Below are 25,854 nucleotides of genomic sequence, written 5' to 3'. Positions count from 1 at the left end.
GGTCCCTTGTCCTACCCCTACCTCAAAACTGCGCTGAGGCACCTGTTCCTTTGTCCCACTTTAATTCAATCCATCCATGCCTATAAGCGTATATAACGGCTTCTGTTCGATTTTTCACTTCGAGTTTTCTTAGAATTGAACTAACGAATTGTTTTACAGTTTTTTCACTGATTAATAAGGAATCAGCTACTTCCCTATTTTCTTTTCCAACGGACAACAACTGAAGGACACTCCATTCGCGATCTGTTAACAAGCTTGTCGGTTTAACCTTTGAATGAATATCGCTACTCAAATAGTCCTCTAATATCAAGGTAGAAAAAACAGGGTGTATATATTTCCGTCCATCTAAAATCTCTGATACTCCATATATCACATCGGTAACGCTCATTTTCGAGTAAAAAACACCAGCAAGATTATAATGGAATAATTCTAATAAATGACTATGTCTAGGATTACTAGTCATTACAATTGTTTTCGTACTAGAATACCTGTATGTATTAATTAATCTAACATACTCTTCATTTGAATCAATGTCTAAAATGAGCACATCCATTAGAATCTCTCTATCGTTCATTTTTATTTCTTCATATTCTTGAATAGTTAAAGTAGACACCTTAATATTAATAAAATGTTGAATTAGTGTTTCTACTATAATATTACAATCTACAATTGGATCTTGTATCACTACCACATTATTCATATAATTGCCGCCTTTTAATTTTGTTGATTTAATACTAGTAAACTTGAAGATTTAACTAAAAATATGAAAAAGGAATACCTACAGGTAAAACGCACGCTGTAGGTATTCCTTTAATTTTACAACATAAAACGAAGGTAATTTACTTTATTGAGTGGAATAAAAAGCGAGCGTACCAGGTAATATAAACCATTTTAACACACTACCACGTTAAATAAATGATAAATCTTCGACAAAAATAGGTCTAAAAGACTATAAAATCCCTGGTTTTTCCTGATTTTATAGGGATTCACCCTACTTAAAACTTAAAATTACTGACTATTTACAAAAATCCCTTAATAAGGTAATATAGGTAAAAAGTAGTTGTTAACTAGGATGTTTTGCCTATTAGATAACTACTTGAAATATGGGGGATGGGGAAATGCCTTATTATAGTTTTAGAGAGATATGGACGCCATTAAAATGGCTAGGAATTCGATTTTTCAAAGAAAACCATGAAGGTCGATATTGGATTAAGATCGGAAAGAATTCAAAGAAACCATTTTTTAAGAGTTAATTATGAAAATCTATAGTTGTTAATATCTGAATATTCAAACTAAAAGCGTGAAACAAGGGGAAACAAGGGAAACAAGGGGACGGTTCTCGTGTTTCCCTAATTTTTACCATATCCAAAGCGAATGTTTGATTCTATAATTGGAAAAAAACAGGGGAACGGTAGAACCGTCCCCCTGTTTCATTATTCTAAAACACGAATGAATTCTCTCATATAATCTGGTAGGTCTGGTGGGCGACGACTTGAGACAAGATGTCCGTCGGTCACAACAGGTTCGTCATACCATATGGCACCTGCATTTTCCATGTCGTCCTTAATGCCTGGAGTACTCGTTACTTTTTTACCTTCCAATATCTTTGCTGAAATCAATACCCAACCTGCATGACATATCTGTCCGATTGGCTTTTTAGCCACATTCATCTCCTGCAGCATCGTTAACACTTCAGGAAATCTACGAATTTTATCTGGCGCCCAGCCTCCTGGCACTAGAATGGCATCATAATCTTCCGTTTTAATATCACCATACGCATAATCAGAAACGGCAGGAACTCCGTACTTTCCGATATACTTCTGATTCGCTTCTTCACCGACAAGGTCAACAATAGCGCCTTCTTCCCTTAGTCTCATTACTGGGTACCATAGTTCTAAGTCTTCAAAATCATGATGAATAAGACCAATAACCTTTTTTCCCTTCAATCGCATGACATCCCATCCTTTCAAATATAGCTTACTGAATAATATGCTCCCATACAAGTAGACCAATGTACAGGTCCACTGACCCACCATTTTACTTCATTGCAAGGATTTAGTATAAAATGATCGTTTGATGGTATACAAATTCATCATTTTTCAAATTGCAATAAAACATTTCTGTTACAATGGGTTGTGGAAAATATTAGGTGAACAATAGAACCGTCCCCCTGTTTCAATAATCGATCACTCGTCCCATTCCGATTGGATTTGATCGCAGTGGTTGTAGTGTTGTGGTTTTGCGGATGTGTTCGAATTGGTGGGGCTGGAGGTTCATGATTTTTCGTATTTCATGATAATTGGTAAATCCGTTTTTATTTATTCTTTCTTCGATAACCTTTTCAGCTAGATTCAAGTCTACTCCTGGTAGAGATATTAATCTCTTTTCTATTGTAGACTACTAAATTAATAATATAACAGCATAACTTACACCTCCTTCCCCAAACTTAATCTAGTTCAAACAAACGATTGATTAAATCGATTACCTATTGGTATCACCATGGAATTATGTCAAACAAACGTTTGATTGAAAGCACAAGATGCAAAAAACGGCCGATTAGTACAGATTGCTACTAATCGGCCGTTTGTCATTTTAATATAATTTTTCTTTTTGATTAATACAGCTTGTAAAGACAAGACTTTACAAGCACTTCTCCCCACTTTTGCTCAAAACGTCACCCTTATCTTCTCGCTTGAGATTGCTTTCTAGAATTGATATGGAAGAAATTAGGCGAACGATAGAACCGTCCGAGACCAGTGAAAAAGTAGAAGTTTTTTTCACTCCCACTCCCATTTCTTCGAAATTTTAAAATTGACTACCAAAAATGGGATTATTTTTATTGAAACTTATTATTATGAGGGGGTGGGTGTTCCATTCCCCCTTTATTTAACTGATGAAGCGGATGCAATAGCTGCTATCCGCTTCAAGTTAACTGCTATGGCAGCCAATTTAGATTGTTTAGACACACTTAATAGACCATACCCCCTGGCTCGGGAGAGGCCGTGAAAACGTTTGAGCTCCGCATTCTTACCTTCGATAGAAGCCCTCTTCTTATATTTTTCTTTAAACTCCTCTGACTTCTGAAATTGTGATATTTCATAAAACTCAGTGGTGTTTTTTCCGACGACAAGGATTCTTCTTGCTGATTTTTTTGCGCATTGGTCATGTAAAGGACAGGTCTTACATTGCTTAATATCGAAATAATATTTATACCCTGTTCTATCACCGTCTTTATTTTTAGTGTTAAAATGTTTCTTCTGAATGGTTGTATTTCCTTGGCTACACTGCCACTCATCAGAGTCTTTGTTATATGTAAATTCACTTTCATCTATTCTATATACAACGGAACTCACAGGAATATAAGCCTTTGCTTCAAAGACTTTAATTTCATCCAAAATTGATTTTCTAAAATATGCTTTATCTGCGTAAACTTCTTTTACCTTAATACCAGAAGATAAAGTGTCATTCAACATTTCATTTGTAAAATTGCCATCCATATAAGATCCGCTGGCTGTACGAACAGAAGTGATAATTCGTTCGTCTGTTGTCATAACAAATTCGGTTTTATAGCCAAAAAAATCTTGGGACTTACTTTTGCGTCCAACCCGAGCATCTTCATCTATAACGGAGCGAACACCTTTTTGCTGCATAAATTTTGGATCGTTAATAATCTCTTTTGTCTTTTTGATCATTTCATTGGTATTTGATTCTGTAGGAGTTACCTGCTTTTCTACACATTCAATCACCCTATCAACGTACTCTTTCATAACAGACTTCGCTTCTTTATGATCCTCAATTTCCATATATTCTGGTTCTGCAGGCAAGTCAACAGGAACCTGGCCAGTTTCTTCTAGTGCTTTAAGGACTTTTCGTGCTAAATGTTTCATCAGTCTTTCAGGTGTTTTCTTAATAGTATTTGCTTCAATGTGTGTTGCGTCAATACTGACACTGTTTCCTTTAATAAGCCCTTTGTCCACACATTGTTCAACAATGTGTGTCAAAATCTTATCCAAAGGTTTATCATCTGGAAACCGTTTTGTTCTAAACTTTGATAGTAGACTTTTATCGGGAAGTGTATCTTCGGGGTCAAGACCAAGAAAATACAAATAAGCTAGATTATAGCTAGCTTCATCAATCAACCTCTCGTCAGAGAGGTTATACATTTCCTGAAGGAAAAGGAGTTTACACATTAACTCAGGTTCTTTTGCCGGTCTTCCAAAAGTTTCGCAATAATATTCCTTAAGTATTTCATTAATAAAACTAAAATCTATTATACTAACTATCCTTTTAAGGATATGATTTTCCGGAATTTTATCGTATAATACAGAATGAAAGCTATATTGCTTTGGCACTAGTCGAAGCATATGAAAAACCCCCTATGGTTTGGTGTCTAGTCAACATCCATTATACCATTTAGGGGGTTTTTCATGTTTGGAAAACCGAATGACTTTCAACTTTTTATAAAAAGCTGATTTAACTAAAAATTTTATGACTTTTTCAGTGGTCTCGAACCGTCCCCCTGTTTCATGCCCTAAATACCAAATTCAATGAAATCCCCAAAATCCTCGCTGCTTGACGCATTGAGATTCCCCTTATTTCTTTGACCTTCTGTAGAATTAGCTTTCTTTGTTCCTTTGGTAAACTTTTAACGTGTGGAATTTCCAAGTTCCCTAGTAATTCCTTTATTTTCAGCCTAGCTTCTTCATCTGTTAATCGCACGTCAGCCTCCGTTACTCCTAAGCATTCATCATTATTAGGCGTTTCATTAAAATCTCTAAATTGCTTCTGAGCCAATTTAAGATCTGGTTCAAACATTTTTAATAGAAATTGATCATCTAGTAACCCCTTAGGATAAATGCCTTGACCATAGTACCCACCACAGCTGCTCCACTTCCATTCATCTGGTCGATTTACCATCCCCGCTTTTACAGGGTTTTGGTGAATATACCTCACCACTGTTAATAAATAGGATCGCTTTTCAACAACTTCACTTCTGAACCGATCTTGAAAGAGGTGCCCTGTTGTTCTGTATTTCCCATTGTAATAACCCGCATAGCTCACACCCATTCGTTGCATCGTGGTTGAAATACTTTCGTCCCCTTCCTTCACTAATAGGTGAACGTGATTACTCATCAAACACCACGCATAAAATCTCATATTGAGTTTGAATTTATACTTTTTTAGAATATCTAAGAATAATCGCCTATCCTCATCGTCATGAAAAATCTCTTGCCGATTTGCGCCCCTCCACATCACATGATAGACGCCAGTTTTACTTATCACCCTTGCCATACGAGGCATTTTAACACCACCACACTTTCTTGTTTTACGTCATTGGACGGTTTTCTCCAAACCAAAAAATTTCCTTATACTACTTGCTTTAATTGGGATTTATCTTGTTTGATTGAGGTTTTAAATGATGAGAAAAAAATAGCGAAGTATTATTAAAAAATTGACCAGGTATGCTATTTATATCTTTGAAGGTTAGATACATCGGGACTGATTATCAAATGAATGATATAACAAATGAATTTGGGTGTTTGATAAATGAGTGGATGAATAAAGGAGCAACAACTGTGGTTTGCAAATTGCGAGGTTACTAGTGTCAAATACTTATTCTATATATTGGTTGATATTCCTTCTATTCAAAAGAAAAAGTTTTAAACAAAATGCGATTCACAAAATAAAGATATCGATTGATGCAGAAAAAAATAAATTTCTGGTAGAAAATAGGAGAACATCAGAACCGTCCCTTTGTTTCACTTTATTTCACTTCGTTCATGATGGTTTGACCATTGGAAAAAAATAGGCGAACGGCAGAACCGTCCCCCTGTTTCAACCTATTTTTTTGCGTTGTGATACTTGGTAGTTGTGCAGTGATACGTTTAGTCGTTTGATGTCATTTACGGATAGGTCGACGAACTGAACTCCGTAAGTTACGGATTTACCTTTGATATGATCTTCTCTTCTAATTATTTTTCCTTTAAGCTCAAACTCTTCACCTTGGAAAATAAAGTGCATTTTTATAAGAATATTAGATTTAATCGGAAATTCGTAAGGTGAATGGAATTTTAGTCCACCTATACTTATATCATTAATGATTCCATTAAACGTTTTATTCTTTAGAGCACTTAATGAATGATTTCCAAAATCTACGAGGGTAAAAGTGCTCTCTATTCCAGGTAACACAATTCTAAAGGTATTTCTTTTATCTACTGGCATGAATTTTTTTATTTTCTTTAACTGACTTTTTAATGATTTATTAGTATTATGTAATGACTTTATTAGCACACTTTGTTTTACTAATCTACGTTCATTACGAATAAATAGTAATAGCAGACAAACTACTATGATAGCCTGTGACAATAATATATAGTTCAAATTTTTTCACCCCACTAAATAACAAAAAGGGACTTTGGTCTTCCCAGGACATAACCTTGTCCAAATTTAACTCCGATGGATTTTGCAATAGCTAGATCCATTTCGGTTTCAAGTCCTTCTAACACTAAATTGATATGATGCGTATTCGTGTAACTTATGATGGATTTAATTATTTTTTTTTTTAGGTTCCTTATATAAGTTATACGAAAAATATTTATCCAGCTTAATAAAATCTGGGTCTAACTCTATTATTGATTTTAGATTAGAGTTTCCCTTCCCTACATCATCAATAGCAAATTTAATACCACCCGATTTTAATTTATCAATAGTCTTGAGTAAACGAGAATAATCGGTAATTGCTTCCATTTCGCTAATTTCAAAGATGATTTCTTGACTAAAATAGTTGTTTTCGGTGATAATTTTCTTTATAAAGGGCAGAAAGTTTTTGTTTGTAAGCGTAGATGGAAATACATTTAAAAACAAATAACCGTCCTTTTTTGAAAAACCTGCTGAATGGTAGGTAAGAGCAGCTTTATGGATAGACCGCGAATCTAATTCATAGAGCTGTTTTTCTGTTTTGGCAAGATTAAACGTTTCTTCTGGATTCACATAATGCGAGGTTCTCAGGAGTCCTTCATAGCCTATCCTTGTCCATGTCTCTATATCAATAATAGGCTGGAAAAAGTGTGAGAATAATTCGTTTTGGATTAAACTTCGAATCACTTTTAGTAATCACCCCTTTCTTTTTCAAATAAAAAAGATGACTACACCGAAATAAACGGGAGTCATCTTCACTCCACTACTTTCGGCAACCCGACTGCCATAGCAATTTTGCTTTAGGCTCGTGGCTTTGCGTCCTTATCTTTCGACAAGTTTGCCATTTATCGAGATAGCTTTAATAGTTATAGTACTTTTTCCTTTTTCTAGGATAAGACAAAAGTAGTACAACTTCAACAATTTTTGACATAAAAAATTAAAACACCACAAATTGCCACCTTGAAAATGTTGAATTTTGTCGAATTATGTGCGTGGAGTTCGACACATAACAACAATAGGCCGCATTATCCATATAAAATATACTGCTAGGAGTTTGACAAAGGCTATTCACCATCATCTATTCTATTTATAAAAATAGGATTTTTTGTCTGAAACTCAATTTACTTGTGGTCCAGTTCTAGATGTGGTGTATTATTAATCATATAGAATTATAGGAAAAAATAAGGGAACGCCAGAACCGTCCTCGTGTTCCAAAGTAAGGAGGTATTGCTAATTATGCAATCAATTGAGATTCATATGTTACCTAATAACGAGAGTAAAAATATAGAAGAGATGGAGCACATTGCAAGCATCGTTAACCGTGTCTACGAAACAGCTGAGGGAGGTCTTTGGATACCTGGGGCATTCCGCACGTCAGCAACGGAAGTGGCAGAGTTAACAAAAAGCGGTGAAATTGCCGTTGCTCAATCAATGGGGAAAATTGTCGGGTGTGTCCGTGTTCATCAAATTGACCAGGAAACAGGAGAATTTGGAATGCTAGCGGTAGATGAAAAACACCAAGGGTCTGGTATAGGAAGAGAGTTAATCCGCTTTGCTGAGCAAAAATGCAACGCAGAAAAACTCCGCAAAATGCAGCTTGAATTATTAGTACCCCAGGAAGGTTCTCATCCAGACAAAGTAAAATTGGAAAAATGGTATACTCGCATCGGCTATCAACCAATTCGCACAGAATCCATAGATACATCATTCCCAAGACTGGCGCAAATGCTCGCAATCCCCTGCAAATTTATCATCTTCCAGAAAGAATTAAAGTAGAACGAGTAGAACGAGGGGACGGTTCTCGTGTTCACCTAAATAATTCCAATAAGTCTACCAGCCTACTATTTTCCATAATATTTCCGTAAAACAGTGCTCGCTATGATCAAAATATAAATTAAGATTATAACGTTGGTGGGATGGGTAAAATTAGGGGAACAGTATAGCTGTCCCCTTGTTTCATGGGAAAATATAGGCGAACAACAGAACCGTCCCACTGTTTCATGGGAAAATATAGGCGAACGGCAGAACCGTCCACTGTTTCATGGAAAAACCTAAGCGAACAACAGAACCGTCCCTCTGTCTCATGGAAAAAACTAGGAGAACAGTAGAAACGTCCCTCTGTTTCATGGAAAAAACTAGGCGAACGGCAGAACCGTCCCACTGTTTCATGGAAAAAACTAGGAGAACAACAGAACCGTCCCACTGTTTCACCACTGTTTCACTCAGGGACTCGTTTGATTCTTGGGTCGGTGAAGAGGTCGGTTTCGTCTGTGCTTTTGGTTGAGAATTCGGAGACGACTGCCCCTTCGCTGCCTGCTTTAAACCAGTGGAGGGTGTTTGGATAGATGGTGTGTTGCTCGCCTGGACGTAGCATGATTTCGTGAAAGACTGTATAGTATTCCTCATCTCCAGCTGGTGGGTTCATTTTACGATTTTTGGTTTCTTCTCCTTCTACATAGAGGTAGACGGTTCCGTATCGGCATCGAAAGGTTTCTTCTTTGCCGTCGTCGAAGTCTCTTTTTGGATGTTTATGCTCTGGACAGGTTTGGTATGGGAGTAAGACCAATTCCTTTGCACAGACGAGGTCCGTATTGACATAGGTGACCAATTGTAGACCTGTGTCCTCGACTTTTCCTAATCCAAAATCTGCTACTTCCATATTTTCTTTCTCTTCTTCGGTTAAAGTGATATTGGCTTTATCAAACAACTCTAATGCCCGTGCTCTGATGCTTTCATATTTTTGATGTTCCAATCTTCATAACCTCCTTACTTCACTACTTTCTCCGTCTTTTTATTCGAAAAGATTTCCATCGCTCTTTGTAGATCCTGTTTCATGGCGTCCTTTGCAATCGCCACGAAATCATGATAAAAAAGGTCTTTGTTTTTCTTGATATAGTCTTTTACAGCATTCGCACCTGCGTTTGCGGCATAACTATAGTAATTTATTTTCCTTACTCCTGAATGGATGACAGCTTTATATTCTTGTTCGCTTAATCCAGAACCACCGTGCATGACGATTGGAATTTTAGTATTTTCAGAGATTCGTTGCAATCGTTCGAAATCTAACTGGGGTTCTTTTATATAGATCCCGTGCACGGTTCCAAAAGACGCCGCTAATGCATCAATACCAGTGCGTTGAACGAAATCCTTGGCCAATTCTGGGTCTGTATAAAAATCCTCCGCCTCGCCATCAAGATGCTCTCCACCTTCCGTTTCTTCACCCCCAATTCCAGAGGAAGTAATCATTCCAAGTTCTGCTTCAACGGATACATGATGTGCATGTGCATACTCTACTACTTCTTTAACTGTTTTGACATTGTCTTCATAATTCATATGCGAAGCGTCAATCATCACAGAACTAAAACCTGTATCAATCGCCTTTTTAACTGTTTCAAGACTTGACCCATGATCAAGATGGACGACGACTGGAACACTCGCTTTCTCAGCAAAGTCAACTAGAATGGGCCCCATGATTTCAAGCGGAGTGATTTCAAAATGCACTTCAGCATGTGACAAAATAATCGGTACTTGTAATTCTTCCGCCGCTTCAAGTGCTGCTCTTGCCGATTCCAGGGTCGGGCTGTTAAAAGCACCTACTGCAAAATTCCCCTCTACGGCTTGCTCCAACACTTCCTTTAATGTCACTAACAAGGAAACGACCTCCTTTAGAATTCGATCTGTTTTCGTTTCGGATACTTGTTATACATAGCAATTAACTCTTCATAGCTTTTAACTCCAGATGTGCTGTCTTCTGCAAATAAAGAGGAGGCAGCCGAAGCTGTACCTACTTTCATAGCCTCAGGAAGGCTATCATTCTTAAGAGCACCATACAGCACTCCCGTTACATAAGCATCACCTGCGCCAACAGTTCCTTTAATCAAATCATGATCAAGCAACAATGAAGGAACACTATAAAAAGTGAAGCCATCATAACCAAAGCTACCTTCTGGGGTATGAATCACGACCCAATCTTTGACTCCTAGTGCCTTTAACTTACTAAGAACCTTTGGGATATTAGGAATGAGTAGTTCATCTGAAGAACCTCTTAATGGAATTCCTACGCTATTACCCGCTTCGATTTCATTGATAACACAGTAGTTTGTATACTTTAAACTGGGTGGGACCAGTTTTTCATAGCGGTTACTATTTTCACTCACAATGTCTATCGATGTTTTCATCCCATGGTCCTGGGCTTGTTTGAGCACTCTGGCCATCTTTGTTCCATATTCCTGATCCTCTTGGTCCAAGGAATCTAGAAGAAGAATATATGCAATGTGAAGAATCTTCCCTTGCAAGCGATTAAAATCAATCGTTTTCTCGTCAAACAAGGATGAGTTACCTTTGTACGTAAAAAATGTCCGAGTATGATTCGTTTCATCCTGAATCACGTCTGTAAAAGGGGTGTCTCCTATCACCTTCACATGGCTGAGATCAATATTTTGATAGGCTCCTAATTTTTCTTTCAAATAATCGCCTTTTTCATCGTCACCAAGGAGGGCAACAATTTCAATCGGTAGATTTGGATCGATTTTAGCCATCGTAATGGCACAATTCGAGACAGCACCTCCATTCGACCTTGAAATACTAAGAATGGTTGTTAGTTCCGATCGATTCGGATACTTTTTGACTTTCTTTATTTCATCCACAGCAATGGTGCCTGCAAACACAATACCCTCTCGCAATTCATCACCTTCTTATTGCTTTTAGACTTAGGATCTTCTCTTTTTAATAACATCTGCATAAACCGCTACAAGGATCACAATCCCTTTTACGATATATTGCCAAAAGGAACTTACCCCCATGAGGTTTAACCCGTTGCTTAGGACCCCAATAATTAAGGCACCGATTACCGTACCACCAATTCGTCCGTAGCCGCCTGTCATGCTGGTGCCACCAAGAACAACGGCTGCAATCGCATCAAGTTCGGCACCGTTTCCAGATGTAGGCTGACCAGAAAACATTCGTGAAGCAAGTACGATTCCAGCAATTGCAGCCATTAACCCGCTAAATGTATAAGCAAAGAATTTTACCTTTTTAATATTTATCCCAGAAAATTTAGCCGCTTCCGCATTTCCACCAACTGCGTACATATAGCGTCCTAGTTTCGTTTTATTCATGATGATATAACAAATCACGAGAAGAATAAGCAAATAAAATACAGGCATAGGGAGGACTCCGCCTAGATATCCAGAACCAATTGAGTTAAAAGAGTCTGACATGACCCGAATCGGTTTTCCATCGGAGATGACATAAGCGGCTCCCCTCGCAATATTCATGGTGGCAAGGGTGATAATGAATGGAGGAATGACAGTCGTTGCAGCCACATACCCGTTAATAGCGCCAAATAACATGCCTACTAAAAGGCCAACCCCCACTGCCGCGGCAACTGGAAAACTAAATAACGCAATCAATGTCGTGGTAACAACCCCAACGACTGCCATTATCGACCCAACTGATAAATCAATCCCACCTATGATAATGACCATGGTCATCGCTAAAGCTAAATAGAGATTGGTTGAGGTTTGCCTTAATACATTTAATAAATTATTAGAGGTTAAAAAGTTCGGATTCACAAGCGCTATGATGATACATAACACGATTAAACCAATAATAATCCCGAGATTATCACGAAAGAATTTTTTAATACTGATCCCTATATTTAAGGCAACATTGTCTTTTCGATTCACATTGAGAGATGGTTGAGACATTTACTTCCCCCCAGTCGCATAATGCATGATTGTTTCTTGATCAAAACTTCCCTTTTCCAAAATCTTTTGGATTTTCCCCTTATACATCACCGCAACTCGATCACTCATGTTAATGACTTCTGGGAGTTCTGAGGAAATCATAATAATCGAAACACCCTCTTTTACCAATCTGTTCATAATCGAATAAATTTCAGCCTTTGCTCCCACATCTACGCCTCTCGTCGGTTCATCCAGAATCAAGACTTGTGGCTTTGTAGCAAGCCATCTTGAGATCAACACCTTTTGCTGATTCCCCCCACTTAAATTTCCTACTTCCTGCTCTGGACTAGGCGTCTTGATCGAAAGCTCATTTATATAATGTTGGGTTTCCTTGATTTCATATTTTCGGTTCACTCGTAAAAATTTGATAATATCTTGCAAGATTTTGATTGTCAGGTTATATGTAACAGACTGTATCAAGAAGAGTCCTTCTTCTTTGCGGTTTTCCGTCACATAAGCAATCCTATTTTTAATGGCATCATTCGGGTTTCGGATCGATACCTTTGTTCCATTGACGAAAATATCCCCTTGTTCAAAAGAATCTAGTCCAAAAATACACTTCATCAATTCAGACCGTCCCGCTCCAACTAATCCAGAAAAACCAAGGATCTCACCTTTCCGTAATTCAAAACTGGCATTATCGATGACACCTTTTTTCGTTAAATGACGAACCTCCAAGATATTTTCACCAGTAGGCGAAAAATCTCTGACATAGTAATTCTCTAATTTTCGGCCAACCATCATGGCGATTAATTTTTCATTCGTTGTTTCTTGTGTATTGACGGTACCTATATAGGCACCATCACGTAAAACAGTAATGCGATCGGTAATTTCAAATAACTCGTTCATTCGATGCGAGATATAAACGATCCCAACACCTTTTTCCTTCAAATTTCGAATCGTCTTAAATAAAAACTCGACCTCTTTTTCCGTTAAGGACGAGGTAGGTTCATCCATGACAATAATTTTTGAATGAAAAGAAACAGCCTTAATGATTTCAATCATTTGCTGCTGTGCAACCGTTAATCGGTTCACCATCGTTTCAGCTGATAGTCCTAAATCAAAATCATCTAAGAAAGTCTGTGCATTTTTGTACATCGTTGCGAGGTCGATAAATCCAGCTTTTGTAGAAGGCTCCCGACCCAAGTAAATATTTTCTGCGATCGATAGATAGGGCACTAGACTAATTTCTTGATGAATAATACTGATACCATACTTTTGCGCATCCTTCACATCCTGGATGTGCACTTCGCTACCATCAATAAAAATGTTTCCTTCATTAATGTCATAGATGCCATTCAGGATCTTCATTAATGTCGATTTTCCTGCTCCATTTTCTCCAAGAAGGGCATGAACTTCTCCGCTCTCCAGTTCAAAATCAACACCCTTTAACGCATAAACTCCTGGAAACTGTTTCGTTACTCCTTTCATTTCTAACAGTTTAGCGCTCATCTTCTCCACCTCGTTACATTTGAAAGGGTGACTTTCGAATGTCATGCCTGGCCATTATGCGCCTGGTACAAATGGAGAGTCACCCTTCCAAAGCTGATTTACCGGATCTTACTGCCAGCTATCTGTGCCGTATTTATCTACATTCTCTCGATTAATGATGAATGTTTCGACTGGCGTTCTCTTTTCAAACTTCTCTCCCTTTAACACTTTATACGCGACATCAACAGAGATTTGGCCAATTGAAATTGGAGATTGTGCACCTGTTCCTACGAACGGCCCACCTTCCGCAATTTCTGCTTTCGCATTCGGAGAACCATCTACTCCATAAATGGCAATATCCGTTTTATTCGCCGCTTTAACAGCCGCTAATGCACCTAATGCACTTGGGTCGTTTCCGCCCATAATTGCAATAATATCAGGGTGAGCTTGAAGGATATCTTCTGTTATATCAAGTGAGATTTCTAAATCCCCTTTTCCATCCTGTTGGGCGACAACCTCAAAACCTTTTCCTTCAATGGCTTCCATGAATCCTTCAATTCGGTCGTTAACAGAGTTCATTGTCGGACTATCAAGAATGGCAATCTTTCCGCCATCTGGAAATCTCTTGACCATATCTTCGCCCGCGACACGGCCTGCATTTTTATTATCAGAACCAACATATGCGGTAACATAGTTAAAATCTTTTACCTCTGTGTCATAGTTAATGATTGGAATTCCAGCTTCCTCTAGCATCACTAAGGCAGGTCGAATTCCTTCCCAGTCAACTGGATTTAAGAAAATTGCATCTATTCCTTGTGAGATCATGTCTTCAATTTGGTTAATTTGAAGTTCAACGTCCATGGCTGGGTTCGTTGTAATAAGCTTATCTCCGTTTGCTTCTACCTTTTCACGAATGGCTTGTTCTAGGACTTGGAAAAATGGGTTGTTCTGTGTCATAGATGTATACCCGAATACATATTGGTCTTTTGACTCCTTGCCGCCGTCTCCATCCGATTGTTCACTGTTGTTACAAGCAGCCAACACGAAAACAAGCAATGCAGCTAAGAGAATCGATATACGTTTTTTCACGCCAATGCCCCCTTATGTAAGATTTGGTGAAGAAGGATGTCTACCCTCTCTCAACTATCATCGTACCAACATGCGTAAAGTCTGTCTTTTCAAAAAATAAACATTTTTTATAATAAATTAACTTTTATTAAAACGCTTACATATTATTCCACAAACTCAGTTGTTTTTGACACACCTGATTGATTTCACCTTGCTTATTCTAAGGAAGTGCCAATATAAAAAGGCTAGATCCTTCTGGTCAAAACCTCCGCCTTTCTCTTTCAAAAAATCTACTGTAATAGTGCCCCCTTACGAAACTGGTTGGGAGAAACGCCCACCACTTTTTTAAAGGCCGTGCTAAAATAATGCTGGGATTCATAGCCGACTTGTTCTGCAATTTCATATATTTGTAAGTTCGTAGACTGCAGTAATTCAATGGCCTTCCTCATCCGTAATTCAGTCACTAGCCCCGTAAAAGAAGTGCCTAACTCTTGTTTGATAATCCGACTTAGATAAACAGTGGATACTTGTAACTGTTGGGCAATTGTTTCTAGTGTTAACTCAGGATCGGTGTATTGCTGGTGAATAAAGCTTTTTGCACGTCTTACAATTGGGGATATCTGCGATTCCTCTACTACCTTCCTTTTACACCGTTCATATGCAGCTGGAATGACATCAACATCTCCTGAAATCGTTTCTGAATAGACGGTATGGGGTACTTGTAAAAAGGATTGAATCTGCATTTCGATTTCGACGATCACATCTTGCTCTACGTTACCCCATACCAACACAACTAAAAATCCAGATGACGTATAAAATACGAGCTTGTCATGTTTTTTTAAAGCTTCTAAGACGATATTCTGGATTTCCCATTGCTGGGATTCCTGCTTTGTTCCTTGAATGAGAGGCTGAGTGTAATCTATATTCTGACTGCGTATGATGGTTAGTCGCTGAGGCCCTTCTTCTGGCAGCCCCCAAAAATGTAGGTGCTCGAGTATTTTTTCATTTGTAAGCTTGCCAGCGATCCAATCCCGACAAAATTGCTCTTGTAGAATCAATGTATTTTGTGAAATCTGATGGGATGCTAGTTCTAAGAATCTTGTTTGAGCAGTCTGGGTTTGAATGGTATTTCGTATTTTCGTAAGAACCTCTGATAAGCTTTCGGGGATGATTGGTTTTAAAATATAATCCTCCACCTGTAATCGTACGGCCTCTTGGGCATAGCTGAACTCATCATATCCAGAAATAATCACTACTCGACAAGCTGGAAGCTGATCCTTTAGGAGCTTAATTAAGGTCAGTCCGTCCATAATCGGCATATTCAAGTCAGCCAAAACAATATCGACTTCCAGTTTTAGCGCAAGTTCTAGGGCCTCCTCACCATCATTTGCCTCCGCTACAACCTTCATTCCTAATGTCGACCAGTCCAAACTATCCCTGATTCCTTCTCTACTATTTGGTTCATCGTCTGCAATTAATACCTTTAAAAGCTGATCCAATGATACCACCCCGTTCTCATGAAGAATCCAATGTCAAAGGAAGGTTGACTTTTAGGTTTGTACCCTTTCCTTTTACACTTTTAATTGTTAAGCCATAAGCTTCCCCATATGTTAATTTAATTCTTGCCTGCACATTCATGAGCCCATAGCCAATTTTCGTTTTTTCTTTTGTCTCTTGTAAACTACTGAAGTTTGTAGCCAAACTCTCTTGTAATTGAAGTAACCTCTCCTCAGGAATGCCTACTCCATCATCCTCAACATAAAGAACCAAATGACCTTCTTGGGTTGTTGCAGAAACTGAAATATGTCCTGGTCCCCGCCTCTCTTTTATTCCGTGGTAGATGGCATTTTCGACGAGTGGTTGTAACACCAATTTAATAACAGGCACATGTTTTAGGCTGGGGTCGATTGAAATGGTATAAGTTACTTTCTCTTTATATCTTGCCTTTTGGATTTTTAAGTAGCTTTCAATATGCTTGATTTCCTCCTGCAGGGGGATGATGTCTTTCCCTTTACTAAGACCGATTCGAAAAAGCTGTGATAAAGCATTTACGACATCCGCTACATCGAAGGCGCCTTTTCTCCGAGCCATCCAATTAATCGTATCCAGTGTGTTGTATAAAAAATGTGGCTTTATTTGAGATTGGAGCGTCTGTAATTCTGCTTCCCGCTTTTGCCTTCCTTGAATTTCGATTAAGGAAATCAATTTGATGATTTTATTCAGCATCGTATTAAAACTATTTCCAAGTCTACCGATTTCATCTGCGCGATTTCCCTTATACCGAATTGCCAAATCACCTGACTCGACACGATTCATAAAGTCATTTAATTGATTGATCGGTCTGGTCATCGAATGTGATAAATAATAGGACGCACCAATGGCAAACGCCACAATGATAAATAGAAAGCTAATGACGTAAAAATTAATTTGCTGGACCTCCATAACGGGTTCACTCGTTGGAAATACACCGATCGTGGTCCAATTTGAAAAAGGGGATTTCCTGTAAATAAACTGCATCTGTTGGCCATCAATGTTTTTAGTAAACGAACTAGAGGAGGCATTTTCAAACCACTCGGTTTTCATTTTATCCACCAAGGAAACTTGCGGGGAGAAGATCACCTCTCCTTTATCATCGATCACCATCACATAACCTGTTTTCCCTAGTCGCACATCCTTAATGGCTTCTGAAATCACCCGTAATTTTAAGTCAATTAAGATGACCCCCATGACCGTTTGCCTTTCAGGATCCATGATGGCTCGGACGCCTGATACGATTTCATGATTCAGATAGTTCACATGAGATTTCACACTTCGGTCAGCGGGATGTCCGATTACCTTAAAAATACCGTTATTCTCAATGGCCTCGCGGTACCACTCTTCCTTCACTAAAGAATGAATATTACGTGGGTAAAGTTCATTACTGATGTAATTCCCCTTATTATCGATTAAAAGAATCCCCGCAATTTCAGGGTTGACCGTAGTAAAAGCTTGAAAAAACTGCTCAATTTCATACTGTTGATCGAATTCTTGTGCTTCATCATGGCGAAGAAAATCAATAACTTGTGGATTCATGGAGATAAAATATGAAATATCCTGCATATTTTCGACGTACGTTTCTAATGATTTGTTGGCTTGGCCTATTAATTGAATGGTATGCTCAGTCACCTGTTTTTCGATGGTCTTATCAACTGCCAAGCTAATTAAATAACCGAAACCAATAGAAGGTAAAATACTGATAATCAGGAGTAACGCCACCATTTTGTACCGAATCGGCAAATCATTCATTCCAAATGAATTTACATTTTTCAAGGTCATCACTCAATTCCTTCATACCCTACTCTGCGTAATAACTATCGACATTTTTCTTCGTCACAACGGTTATGCCTGTATCCATTTCTGGTAATTTATTATGGGCATAGGGATCGCTTGGTAACTGGATCAATCCGTGATGTAAATAAAACAAATAATTTAACGCCCAATAGCCCATACTCCACGTTCCTTGAGCAAGGGTTGCTGTGATGGTTCCTTCCTTTACCATATCAAGTGTTTGTTTATCCGTATCAAAACTGACGATTTTGACATCTTTGTCCTTTTTTAGCTTTCTCACAGCTTTCCCAGCTCCCACACCACCATTTGCTTCCGTCACGAACACCCCTTTTAAATTGGGATAGTCTGTTATAACTTTTGCAACAACCTGCTCGGAAACCAATTGGTCTCCTCTCCCGTCTTTAATCGCTACGATCTCAATGTCTGGGTATTGCTTTTGAATGGTCTCTTGAAAACCATTCAGGCGATCAATTTGGTTTTGCTGATGTGGCGTGGTGACTACCGCGACTTGTCCACTTTGATTGATAAAATGCGCCAATTCATGGGCTGCCGTTACACCTGCCTTGACATTGTCTGTACCTATAAAAGTATAAGCATTACTCTTTGGGGCATTTGAATCAAAGAGAACAACAGGAATTCCAGCATCAATGGCCTTGTAGATCGTGACATCCAGCGCATCCGGGTGAATCGCAGACAGCGCAATCCCAGATGGCTTTTTCGCAATCACCTGCTCAAGAACGGTAATTTGTTCCTTCACATCATATTTCGCTGCCCCGCGATACTCAACAGAAACATCCAACGTCTCCCCCGCATCCTCAAACCCTTTTAAAATCTGTTTCCAATAATCAATCCCAGCCTGAAACGTCACCATCACATACTTCTCATCCATATCACCCTGCAACCCTTTCGATGCATTCTGATTCGCAATCGCCTCCCGAGACTGAAAATCTACCAAATACAGCAAAAACGCAAAAACCAACAACGCATACACACCCAACAACTTCTTCATCTCCAACCCCCTTTCGGAAACAGGGGAAACAGGGGGACGGTTCTCCCGTTTCCCTATTTTTTCCCAGAATAGAACAGTGGGACGGTTCTCCTGTTCGCCTAATTTATCCCAAATAACTATGAAAACTTCTGAAAGTTCCCCCTGTTTCCTTTATTAATCTATTATGGGAATAGCGCCCCGTTTATCTCTTTTTTTCTATACGAATGGATTACTAACACATTGTGGTAGCAGGAGTCTTGGTGGTCATATAGCTTGCATCTCAACTATAGAATCTAGTTAACGTGACGTGGCGAAGGATTCTGTTCTATGAAATGTATGGTTGGTTGAATGCATGTATTACGGAAAAATTTTTCATACTGCAAACACCTCTCCTTTTCTTTACTTGGGCGCACCCTTTCAACCTTTTTACGATTCTATGTATCTCAGTCTTTTTTTACAACTATTCATATGCGGGAAACACAGAGAGTAGGACTAAAAACCTAATCCTCGTTATCACCTTGATATACTAGGATTTATAAAGTTACGAGATGGAAAAGAAGTGATTTTTTAGAGATCTACCATTTAGATATTTTCTAAGCAGCTGGTATGAAAGAAGTGTGAGCCTGTTCGTAAAGGAGGAATTGGAAAAGGGAGAGAACAGTGGAAACGTCATAGTATTTGCGAATGGAAATAAATAGGTGAACAGCAGAACCGTCCCCATGTTTCACTGGATAAATATCCATAATTATTGTATATTTATATCTGTTGTGATTTTATTGAAAGGAGAATTTGTAGTGAAGTGTTTATCGGATCAACTTTTGATTGAAGCACATGAGAAAGCTATTAAATTAAAGTTGAACAATGAATTCATTCGGCTTTTGAAGAATGAAATGAATAGAAGAAATCTTATAAGATATACACATCATGAAACACCACTGTCCTCTTCACAATACACCTCAAGATTATCACCATAAACCATTCTATATTCTATTAAAGTGAAATAATAGATTCACAAAGCCTTATCTCAGTTTGGATAAGGCTTTTTTAAGTATATAACAAGGAACGGTACGCTATTCCTTATTGCCCCTATAAAAAAGAGTAGTTCCTGCTGTCTCTATCTCTTCATTGCGTATCCAAAATTCCACGCAGATCATAAAAATAAGAGCATGCATGAATAAACAGTAAGATAGCTGAAATGGAAAAAAATAGGGGAACAGTAGAACCGTCCCCGTGTTTCACTTGTTTCATTGCCCATTCGGGTAAACCATGACCTTTAAGGACTTACTTTTATTTGTACGGGCTTGTTCGAGCGCTTCCTTTGTTTCGGTTAGAGGGTATTGATCGGTTACGAGTAAGCCGATATTGAATTGTCCAGAAGTAAGAATCCTGATTGCTGTCTCATATGTATTGGCATAGCGAAAGATACCAAGTATATTCACTTCATTATCCACAATTGTGGGGATATTTAGAGGCGTCGCACTTTCTTGCGGCAGGCCGATTACAGCTAGTGTCCCTCCCCTTTTCAGTGCATTCAAACTAGTCTGTAATGCGCTTCCATTTCCAGCAGTTTCAAATGCAAAATCAACCCCTGCTCCATTTGTGTATTTCCCAATCGCTTGAATCGCATCCTCGCTTTTAACTTGAATTGCATGGGTAGCGCCTAACTTCAGAGCTGCCTCTAAGCGAACGTCCTCTACATCTCCTACTATAATTTTTGAGGCACCATAGGCTTTCGCAGCAACGACCGTTAGTAACCCAACTGGCCCCATCCCCATAATTGCGACTGTAGAACCTGGCTGTACATTTGCACGCTTCATTGCATGTAAACCTACTGAAAATGGTTCGATCAATGCCGCTTCCTCATAGCTTAATTCATCAGGGATAACGTACACAAAATCCTCTCTATGTTTTACATATTGTGCAAACGCACCGTCTACTGGGGGCGTTGCCATAAATTGAACGTCTGGACAGAGATTATAACGCCCTAATTTACACATATCGCAAGTGCCACAGGTAACTCCAGGCTCAATCGCCACTCGGTCACCTAGCTTTATATTCTTTACCATATCCCCTACAGCGACTACTTCTCCTGCACACTCATGACCCAAAACAAGAGGCTTTTCTACTACATAACGTCCAATTTTCCCATGTTCATAATAGTGGACATCAGAGCCGCATACTCCAACAGCCATTACCTTAATTAATACATCGTTTGGCCCTACTACTGGTAATGCTCTTTTTTCCATTGTTATTTCAAAAGGCTTTTGAAGAACTGCTGTTTCTACAAAACTAGGTAAATTTGACATTTTCCATTTCTCCTTTTAAAAAAGCACTTAATCATCCCATGCAAAACGTAGGGATGGATATCTCCTATTTTCCTAATTCTACCACAAGTAAGCGAAGATGAAGCCAATAAATAAGTAGCATTTCTATCGTTCTACAAATTATGATTCTCGTGAAATCGGTAAAGTTAGTATTAATTGTAATTTAGTTTATGTTGGAAATAAATAGGAGAACAGTAGAACCGTCCCCGCGTTTCACTATAGCAAATACAGTACAACTGGGATGGTAAGTAAGCTTAATATGGTTGTGACTAAGGTTGCGAATGAGATGAGTTCAGGCTTGCAGTCGAATTGGACTGCTAGTATTGTTGTGTTGGCTGCAACGGGCATTGCGGCTAATAGGATAAAGACATGTTGGATGGTCTCGTTGACTGGCATGAACTGAATTAATGCTAGTGCAAGTAACGGTGAAACAACCATACGTAGTATAGTAATCGTACTAACATATCCTAAATTAAACTTTTGTGGTTTTATTTCGGCCAACTGCATCCCCAATATCAACATGACAACTGGAATTGATGCCCCTCCAACCATACCTATCCCATCGATGATCGTAGAAGGCAATGAAATATTAAACAGCTGAAAAAGCGTCCCCACTAACGCCCCATAAAGTACGGGCATTCGTATTAATCGACGAAATGCCTCTTTTGGACTTGTTGGAGTTGAACTACCCACTGATGCTACAAAAATCCCTAGCGAATTAATGATAAATGCATGGATAACCATGATAATGACTGCGTAATCAAATCCCAAACTTCCAAATGCAAACAAGGCCACTGGTGCTCCGTAATTCCCGCTGTTTGGAAAAACACTCCCAAGTTGCAATGCAGACAGATGCGGCTGGTCTGCTTTTATTACCTTACCAATTAGAAAGGTAATTCCCATCATAAGAACAGCAAGAAGAATCGTAAAAATAAACATGTAAAAGTAATCAGAGTTTAACGGGTTGGTATAGAACGTATTAAATCCTAAAAAAGGTAATAACAAATATAGAGAAAATGTTGAGACCTGTTTGATATCTATTTTCAGGATCCTCTGACCAATAAATCCAGCAGCAAAAATAAGAAATGCTGGTAAAACAATTAATAATAGCTCCATATAAAAAAATCCTTTCGTGTCTCTACTAATATCTTATTTTATCATAATAGGATAAAAAGACGGACTTTTGTCCCACAATGATACCTAGAAACAAAGCCGAATTTTCTAGTAATGAGATATTTGTAGACACCCCTCAAAGGTCTTAAGTTATTAAACTCGTTTTAAAACAAAAAGAAGAGGTGCCTACTATGACAAGCACCTCAAATATAAATTCTACAACTATATAATGTTTAATACATCGGGTCTCGCCCAGCATGAAAGGATTTAGAACAACAGAACCGCCCCCGTGTTTTGTGGAAAAAAATAGGGGAACAGTAGAACCGTCCGAGACCAGTGAAAAAGTAGAGGTTTTTTGCACTCCCACTCCCATTTCTTCGAAATTTTAAAATTGACTACCAAAAATGGGATTATTTTTATTGAAACTTATTATTATGAGGGGGTGGGTGTTCCATTCCCCCTTTATTTAACTGATGAAGCGGATGCAATAGCTGCTATCCGCTTCAAGTTAACTGCTATGGCAGCCAATTTAGATTGTTTAGACACACTTAATAGACCATACCCCCTGGCTCGGGAGAGGCCGTGAAAACGTTTGAGCTCCGCATTCTTACCTTCGATAGAAGCCCTCTTCTTATATTTTTCTTTAAACTCCTCTGACTTCTGAAATTGTGATATTTCATAAAACTCTGTGGTGTTTTTTCCGACGACAAGGATTCTTCTTGCTGATTTTTTTGCGCATTGGTCATGTAAAGGACAGGTCTTACATTGCTTAATATCGAAATAATATTTATACCCTGTTCTATCACCGTCTTTATTTTTAGTGTTAAAATGTTTCTTCTGAATGGTTGTATTTCCTTGGCTACACTGCCACTCATCAGAGTCTTTGTTATATGTAAATTCACTTTCATCTATTCTATATACAACGGAACTCACAGGAATATAAGCCTTTGCTTCAAAGACTTTAATTTCATCCAAAATTGATTTTCTAAAATATGCTTTATCTGCGTAAACTTCTTTTACCTTAATACCAGAAGATAAAGTGTCATTCAACATTTCATTTGTAAAATTGCCATCCATATAAGATCCGCTGGCTGTACGAACAGAAGTGATAATTCGTTCGTCTGTTGTCATAACAAATTCGGTTTTATAGCCAAAAAAATCTTGGGACTTACTTTTGCGTCCAACCCGAGCATCTTCATCTATAACGGAGCGAACATCTTTTTGCTGCATAAATTTTGGATCGTTAATAATCTCTTTTGTCTTTTTGATCATTTCATTGGTATTTGATTCTGTAGGAGTTACCTGCTTTTCTACACATTCAATCACCCTATCAACGTACTCTTTCATAACAGCCTTCGCTTCTTTATGATCCTCAATTTCCATATATTCTGGTTCTGCAGGCAAGTCAACAGGAACCTGGCCAGTTTCTTCTTCTAGTGCTTTAAGAACTTTTCGTGCTAAATGTTTCATCAGTCTTTCAGGTGTTTTCTTAATAGTATTTGCTTCAATGTGTGTTGCGTCAATACTGACACTGTTTCCTTTAATAAGCCCTTTGTCCACACATTGTTCAACAATGTGTGTCAAAATCTTATCCAAAGGTTTATCATCAGGAAACCGTTTTGTTCTAAACTTTGATAGTAGACTTTTATCGGGAAGTGTATCTTCGGGGTCAAGACCAAGAAAATACAAATAAGCTAGATTATAGCTAGCTTCATCAATCAACCTCTCGTCAGAGAGGTTATACATTTCCTGAAGGAAAAGGAGTTTACACATTAACTCAGGTTCTTTTGCCGGTCTTCCAAAAGTTTCGCAATAATATTCCTTAAGTATTTCATTAATAAAACTAAAATCTATTATACTAACTATCCTTTTAAGGATATGATTTTCCGGAATTTTATCGTATAATACAGAATGAAAGCTATATTGCTTTGGCACTAGTCGAAGCATATGAAAAACCCCCTATGGTTTGGTGTCTAGTCAACATCCATTATACCATTTAGGGGGTTTTTCATGTTTGGAAAACCGAATGACTTTCAACTTTTTATAAAAAGCTGATTTAACTAAAAAATTTTATGACTTTTTCAGTGGTCTCGAACCGCCCCCGTGTTTCATTATTGACTAATAACTGGACTCTTTGGGTTAAGGTTTCTTCCTGATGTAAATTCAGGTAATAAGTCTCCGTGTGCTTCGATTAATTCTTTTGTCATATCCCAGATCTCTTCTAGGGAAAGAACGGAAGCAGTATGTGGATCCATCATTACCGCTTGATAGACATAATCAATATTCTTCGTTAAAATAGCTTCAACTGTTAATTGTTGGACATTGATATTCGTCATATTCATTGCTGCTAATTGCGGAGGCAGTTCTCCAACATAACAAGGTTGAATTCCCCCTTTATTTACTAAACATGGAACTTCGACACATGCATCATTAGGTAGGTTTGTAATCAATCCTGTATTTGCAACATTCCCCCAAATAACACGATCTGTACCCGTTACGATTGAATGGATAATTGGGGCACCATATTCATGACTTTCTTCTGCCTCAATTGTTTCGCCGTTATCCACTTTAATCTTCGTTTGTTTAAACTTTTCCAGGTTTTGTTCACTTCTACGTATATATTCATCGATTGGAATATCAAATTGCTGAATAAGTTCATCTTTTTTAATAAAGTATGGTGTATATTCCGCCATATGCTCACTAGATTCTGTAACAAAATAATTTAACCTTCTCATCATTTCAAATCGGACTTTATCTTGATTAAAGATTTCTTTTTTATCCATTGCTTCAAAAAGTTTTGGATATACATCCTCACCTTTATGTTTCAATTCAAGGAACCATGCCATATGGTTAATACCAGCAACTTTATAATCTAGTTCATTTACAGGTATATTTAAATAAGATGCGAGATCATCTGCAGTATTTTGAACACTATGACATAAGCCAACAGATTTGATGGATGTCGCCTTTGAAACCGCATGCATTAACATGGCCATTGGATTTGTATAGTTTAATAGATAGGCATCTGGACAAACTTCTTCCATATCTTTGCATATGTCAAGTAGAACTGGAATAGTACGAAGTGCACGGAATACACCACCAACACCTAGAGTATCGGCAATCGTCTGGTTCAGTCCGTATTTTTTAGGAATTTCAAAATCAGTTACGGTTGCTTTATGCATTCCTACTTGAATTAAATTTAATACAAAGTCAGCATCTCTAAGTGCTTGCTTTCGATCAGTAGTAGCAAATACTTGAGCTTCCTTCCCCTTTACTAAGTTACGAGCCATTTTTTCTGCGGTACTTAGTCTATCGGTATCGATATCAGTTAACCAGAAAGTTGTATCTGATAGTTCTGGATAAGATAAAATGTCCGAAATTAATCTTTTTGCAAATACAACACTGCCTGCACCTATAATTGTTACTTTTGTCATGATAA

The 25,854-nt window shown here is 38.1% G+C and carries 20 protein-coding genes, 3 pseudogenes and 1 riboswitch; of the genes and pseudogenes, 3 read left to right on the top strand and 20 right to left on the bottom strand.

All coding sequences use genetic code 11. From position 1 onward, the window contains the following. Nucleotides 1-22: 22 nt before the first annotated feature. Nucleotides 23-700 (bottom strand): response regulator transcription factor, encoded by a 678-nt coding sequence (locus ACWPVE_RS11210; protein WP_453993341.1) that lies wholly within the window; start codon nucleotides 698-700, stop codon nucleotides 23-25. 418 nt (nucleotides 701-1,118) lie between these two features. Here ACWPVE_RS11210 and ACWPVE_RS11205 point away from each other — a divergent pair, with 418 nt between their 5' ends. Next, nucleotides 1,119-1,253 carry a hypothetical protein gene (locus ACWPVE_RS11205; RefSeq protein WP_453993339.1) on the top strand — a complete coding sequence of 45 codons (135 nt, stop codon included), beginning with the start codon at nucleotides 1,119-1,121 and terminating at the stop codon, nucleotides 1,251-1,253. A 180-nt stretch (nucleotides 1,254-1,433) separates the two neighbouring features. Here the strand turns inward: ACWPVE_RS11205 and ACWPVE_RS11200 are convergent, their stop codons facing one another. The 6 genes and pseudogenes from ACWPVE_RS11200 to ACWPVE_RS11175 form a co-directional block, all read right to left on the bottom strand. Beyond that, a complete protein-coding gene (locus tag ACWPVE_RS11200; protein ID WP_453993337.1) occupies nucleotides 1,434-1,952 on the bottom strand; it encodes a type 1 glutamine amidotransferase domain-containing protein in 519 nt (172 codons plus the stop codon). A gap of 223 nt (nucleotides 1,953-2,175) precedes the next feature. Then, on the bottom strand, nucleotides 2,176-2,376 hold the full coding sequence (locus ACWPVE_RS11195; protein WP_453997478.1) for a helix-hairpin-helix domain-containing protein: 201 nt from the start codon (nucleotides 2,374-2,376) through the stop codon (nucleotides 2,176-2,178). 521 nt (nucleotides 2,377-2,897) lie between these two features. Next, a pseudogene (locus ACWPVE_RS11190) lies at nucleotides 2,898-4,364 on the bottom strand (IS1182 family transposase); the annotation flags it as partial. A 160-nt stretch (nucleotides 4,365-4,524) separates the two neighbouring features. Next, nucleotides 4,525-5,301, bottom strand: coding sequence for an REP-associated tyrosine transposase (locus ACWPVE_RS11185; RefSeq protein ID WP_453993335.1), 777 nt, complete (start codon nucleotides 5,299-5,301; stop codon nucleotides 4,525-4,527). Between the two features lie 534 nt (nucleotides 5,302-5,835). Continuing rightward, nucleotides 5,836-6,381, bottom strand: coding sequence for a PilZ domain-containing protein (locus tag ACWPVE_RS11180; RefSeq protein WP_453993333.1), 546 nt, complete (start codon nucleotides 6,379-6,381; stop codon nucleotides 5,836-5,838). Nucleotides 6,382-6,395: 14 nt separating this feature from the next. Then, a pseudogene (locus ACWPVE_RS11175) lies at nucleotides 6,396-7,104 on the bottom strand (EAL domain-containing protein). Nucleotides 7,105-7,185: 81 nt separating this feature from the next. Next, nucleotides 7,186-7,270: riboswitch (cyclic di-GMP riboswitch) on the bottom strand. 383 nt (nucleotides 7,271-7,653) lie between these two features. On the opposite strand from ACWPVE_RS11175, the gene ACWPVE_RS11170 reads away from it, so the two are divergent. Further along, a complete protein-coding gene (locus tag ACWPVE_RS11170) occupies nucleotides 7,654-8,193 on the top strand; it encodes a GNAT family N-acetyltransferase (RefSeq protein WP_453993331.1) in 540 nt (179 codons plus the stop codon). A 442-nt stretch (nucleotides 8,194-8,635) separates the two neighbouring features. Here ACWPVE_RS11170 and ACWPVE_RS11165 read toward each other — a convergent pair whose 3' ends face one another. From ACWPVE_RS11165 to ACWPVE_RS11125, 9 genes are all read right to left on the bottom strand, one after another. Then, nucleotides 8,636-9,076 carry a D-lyxose/D-mannose family sugar isomerase gene (locus tag ACWPVE_RS11165; RefSeq protein WP_453997476.1) on the bottom strand — a complete coding sequence of 147 codons (441 nt, stop codon included), beginning with the start codon at nucleotides 9,074-9,076 and terminating at the stop codon, nucleotides 8,636-8,638. Between the two features lie 107 nt (nucleotides 9,077-9,183). Then, nucleotides 9,184-10,062, bottom strand: coding sequence for a class II fructose-bisphosphate aldolase (locus ACWPVE_RS11160; protein ID WP_453997474.1), 879 nt, complete (start codon nucleotides 10,060-10,062; stop codon nucleotides 9,184-9,186). A 20-nt stretch (nucleotides 10,063-10,082) separates the two neighbouring features. Further along, nucleotides 10,083-11,099, bottom strand: a complete 1,017-nt coding sequence (locus ACWPVE_RS11155; protein ID WP_453993330.1) for a carbohydrate kinase family protein — start codon at nucleotides 11,097-11,099, stop codon at nucleotides 10,083-10,085. A 27-nt stretch (nucleotides 11,100-11,126) separates the two neighbouring features. Further along, nucleotides 11,127-12,125: an ABC transporter permease gene (locus ACWPVE_RS11150; RefSeq protein WP_453993328.1), complete on the bottom strand. Its 999-nt coding sequence runs from the start codon at nucleotides 12,123-12,125 to the stop codon at nucleotides 11,127-11,129. Continuing rightward, nucleotides 12,126-13,616, bottom strand: a complete 1,491-nt coding sequence (locus ACWPVE_RS11145) for a sugar ABC transporter ATP-binding protein (RefSeq protein WP_453993326.1) — start codon at nucleotides 13,614-13,616, stop codon at nucleotides 12,126-12,128. 108 nt (nucleotides 13,617-13,724) lie between these two features. Further along, the gene (locus ACWPVE_RS11140) at nucleotides 13,725-14,684 is read right to left on the bottom strand and encodes a substrate-binding domain-containing protein (protein WP_453993324.1); all 960 of its coding nucleotides are present in this window, start codon (nucleotides 14,682-14,684) and stop codon (nucleotides 13,725-13,727) included. Between the two features lie 269 nt (nucleotides 14,685-14,953). Continuing rightward, nucleotides 14,954-16,162, bottom strand: coding sequence for a response regulator transcription factor (locus tag ACWPVE_RS11135; RefSeq protein WP_453993322.1), 1,209 nt, complete (start codon nucleotides 16,160-16,162; stop codon nucleotides 14,954-14,956). Nucleotides 16,163-16,178: 16 nt separating this feature from the next. After that, complete coding sequence (locus ACWPVE_RS11130; RefSeq protein WP_453993320.1) at nucleotides 16,179-17,978, bottom strand: cache domain-containing sensor histidine kinase; 1,800 nt, start codon at nucleotides 17,976-17,978, stop codon at nucleotides 16,179-16,181. A 19-nt stretch (nucleotides 17,979-17,997) separates the two neighbouring features. After that, nucleotides 17,998-18,999 carry a substrate-binding domain-containing protein gene (locus ACWPVE_RS11125; RefSeq protein WP_453993318.1) on the bottom strand — a complete coding sequence of 334 codons (1,002 nt, stop codon included), beginning with the start codon at nucleotides 18,997-18,999 and terminating at the stop codon, nucleotides 17,998-18,000. A 698-nt stretch (nucleotides 19,000-19,697) separates the two neighbouring features. On the opposite strand from ACWPVE_RS11125, the gene ACWPVE_RS11120 reads away from it, so the two are divergent. Continuing rightward, nucleotides 19,698-19,952 carry a sporulation histidine kinase inhibitor Sda gene (locus tag ACWPVE_RS11120; RefSeq protein WP_453997472.1) on the top strand — a complete coding sequence of 85 codons (255 nt, stop codon included), beginning with the start codon at nucleotides 19,698-19,700 and terminating at the stop codon, nucleotides 19,950-19,952. A gap of 270 nt (nucleotides 19,953-20,222) precedes the next feature. On the opposite strand, the gene ACWPVE_RS11115 is transcribed toward ACWPVE_RS11120, so the two are convergent. The 4 genes and pseudogenes from ACWPVE_RS11115 to melA form a co-directional block, all read right to left on the bottom strand. Further along, on the bottom strand, nucleotides 20,223-21,284 hold the full coding sequence (locus tag ACWPVE_RS11115; protein WP_453993316.1) for an NAD(P)-dependent alcohol dehydrogenase: 1,062 nt from the start codon (nucleotides 21,282-21,284) through the stop codon (nucleotides 20,223-20,225). Nucleotides 21,285-21,518: 234 nt separating this feature from the next. Beyond that, entirely contained in the window at nucleotides 21,519-22,418 is a 900-nt protein-coding gene (locus ACWPVE_RS11110; RefSeq protein WP_453993314.1) for an AEC family transporter, read from the bottom strand. A gap of 474 nt (nucleotides 22,419-22,892) precedes the next feature. After that, nucleotides 22,893-24,362: pseudogene (locus ACWPVE_RS11105) on the bottom strand (IS1182 family transposase); the annotation flags it as partial. Between the two features lie 164 nt (nucleotides 24,363-24,526). Further along, nucleotides 24,527-25,849, bottom strand: coding sequence for an alpha-galactosidase (gene melA / locus ACWPVE_RS11100; RefSeq protein WP_453993312.1), 1,323 nt, complete (start codon nucleotides 25,847-25,849; stop codon nucleotides 24,527-24,529). Nucleotides 25,850-25,854: the final 5 nt, after the last annotated feature.

The sequence above is a fragment of the Bacillus nitroreducens genome, assembly GCF_964021195.1.
Note: the sequence above shows the minus strand (reverse complement) of the source record. Positions and strands in the feature narration are given on the sequence as shown.

Bases quoted from the DNA above. Each gene is read 5' to 3' on its own strand.
- ACWPVE_RS11185 (WP_453993335.1), bottom strand. From the start codon at position 5,301: ATGCCTCGTATGGCAAGGGTGATAAGTAAAACTGGCGTCTATCATGTG.
- ACWPVE_RS11205 (WP_453993339.1), top strand. From the start codon at position 1,119: ATGCCTTATTATAGTTTTAGAGAGATATGGACGCCATTAAAATGGCTA.
- ACWPVE_RS11115 (WP_453993316.1), bottom strand. From the start codon at position 21,284: ATGTCAAATTTACCTAGTTTTGTAGAAACAGCAGTTCTTCAAAAGCCT.
- ACWPVE_RS11110 (WP_453993314.1), bottom strand. From the start codon at position 22,418: ATGGAGCTATTATTAATTGTTTTACCAGCATTTCTTATTTTTGCTGCT.
- melA (WP_453993312.1), bottom strand. From the start codon at position 25,849: ATGACAAAAGTAACAATTATAGGTGCAGGCAGTGTTGTATTTGCAAAA.
- ACWPVE_RS11210 (WP_453993341.1), bottom strand. From the start codon at position 700: ATGAATAATGTGGTAGTGATACAAGATCCAATTGTAGATTGTAATATT.
- ACWPVE_RS11170 (WP_453993331.1), top strand. From the start codon at position 7,654: ATGCAATCAATTGAGATTCATATGTTACCTAATAACGAGAGTAAAAAT.
- ACWPVE_RS11145 (WP_453993326.1), bottom strand. From the start codon at position 13,616: ATGAGCGCTAAACTGTTAGAAATGAAAGGAGTAACGAAACAGTTTCCA.
- ACWPVE_RS11120 (WP_453997472.1), top strand. From the start codon at position 19,698: ATGTTTCACTGGATAAATATCCATAATTATTGTATATTTATATCTGTT.
- ACWPVE_RS11200 (WP_453993337.1), bottom strand. From the start codon at position 1,952: ATGCGATTGAAGGGAAAAAAGGTTATTGGTCTTATTCATCATGATTTT.
- ACWPVE_RS11125 (WP_453993318.1), bottom strand. From the start codon at position 18,999: ATGAAGAAGTTGTTGGGTGTGTATGCGTTGTTGGTTTTTGCGTTTTTG.
- ACWPVE_RS11150 (WP_453993328.1), bottom strand. From the start codon at position 12,125: ATGTCTCAACCATCTCTCAATGTGAATCGAAAAGACAATGTTGCCTTA.
- ACWPVE_RS11165 (WP_453997476.1), bottom strand. From the start codon at position 9,076: ATGGAAGTAGCAGATTTTGGATTAGGAAAAGTCGAGGACACAGGTCTA.
- ACWPVE_RS11130 (WP_453993320.1), bottom strand. From the start codon at position 17,978: ATGACCTTGAAAAATGTAAATTCATTTGGAATGAATGATTTGCCGATT.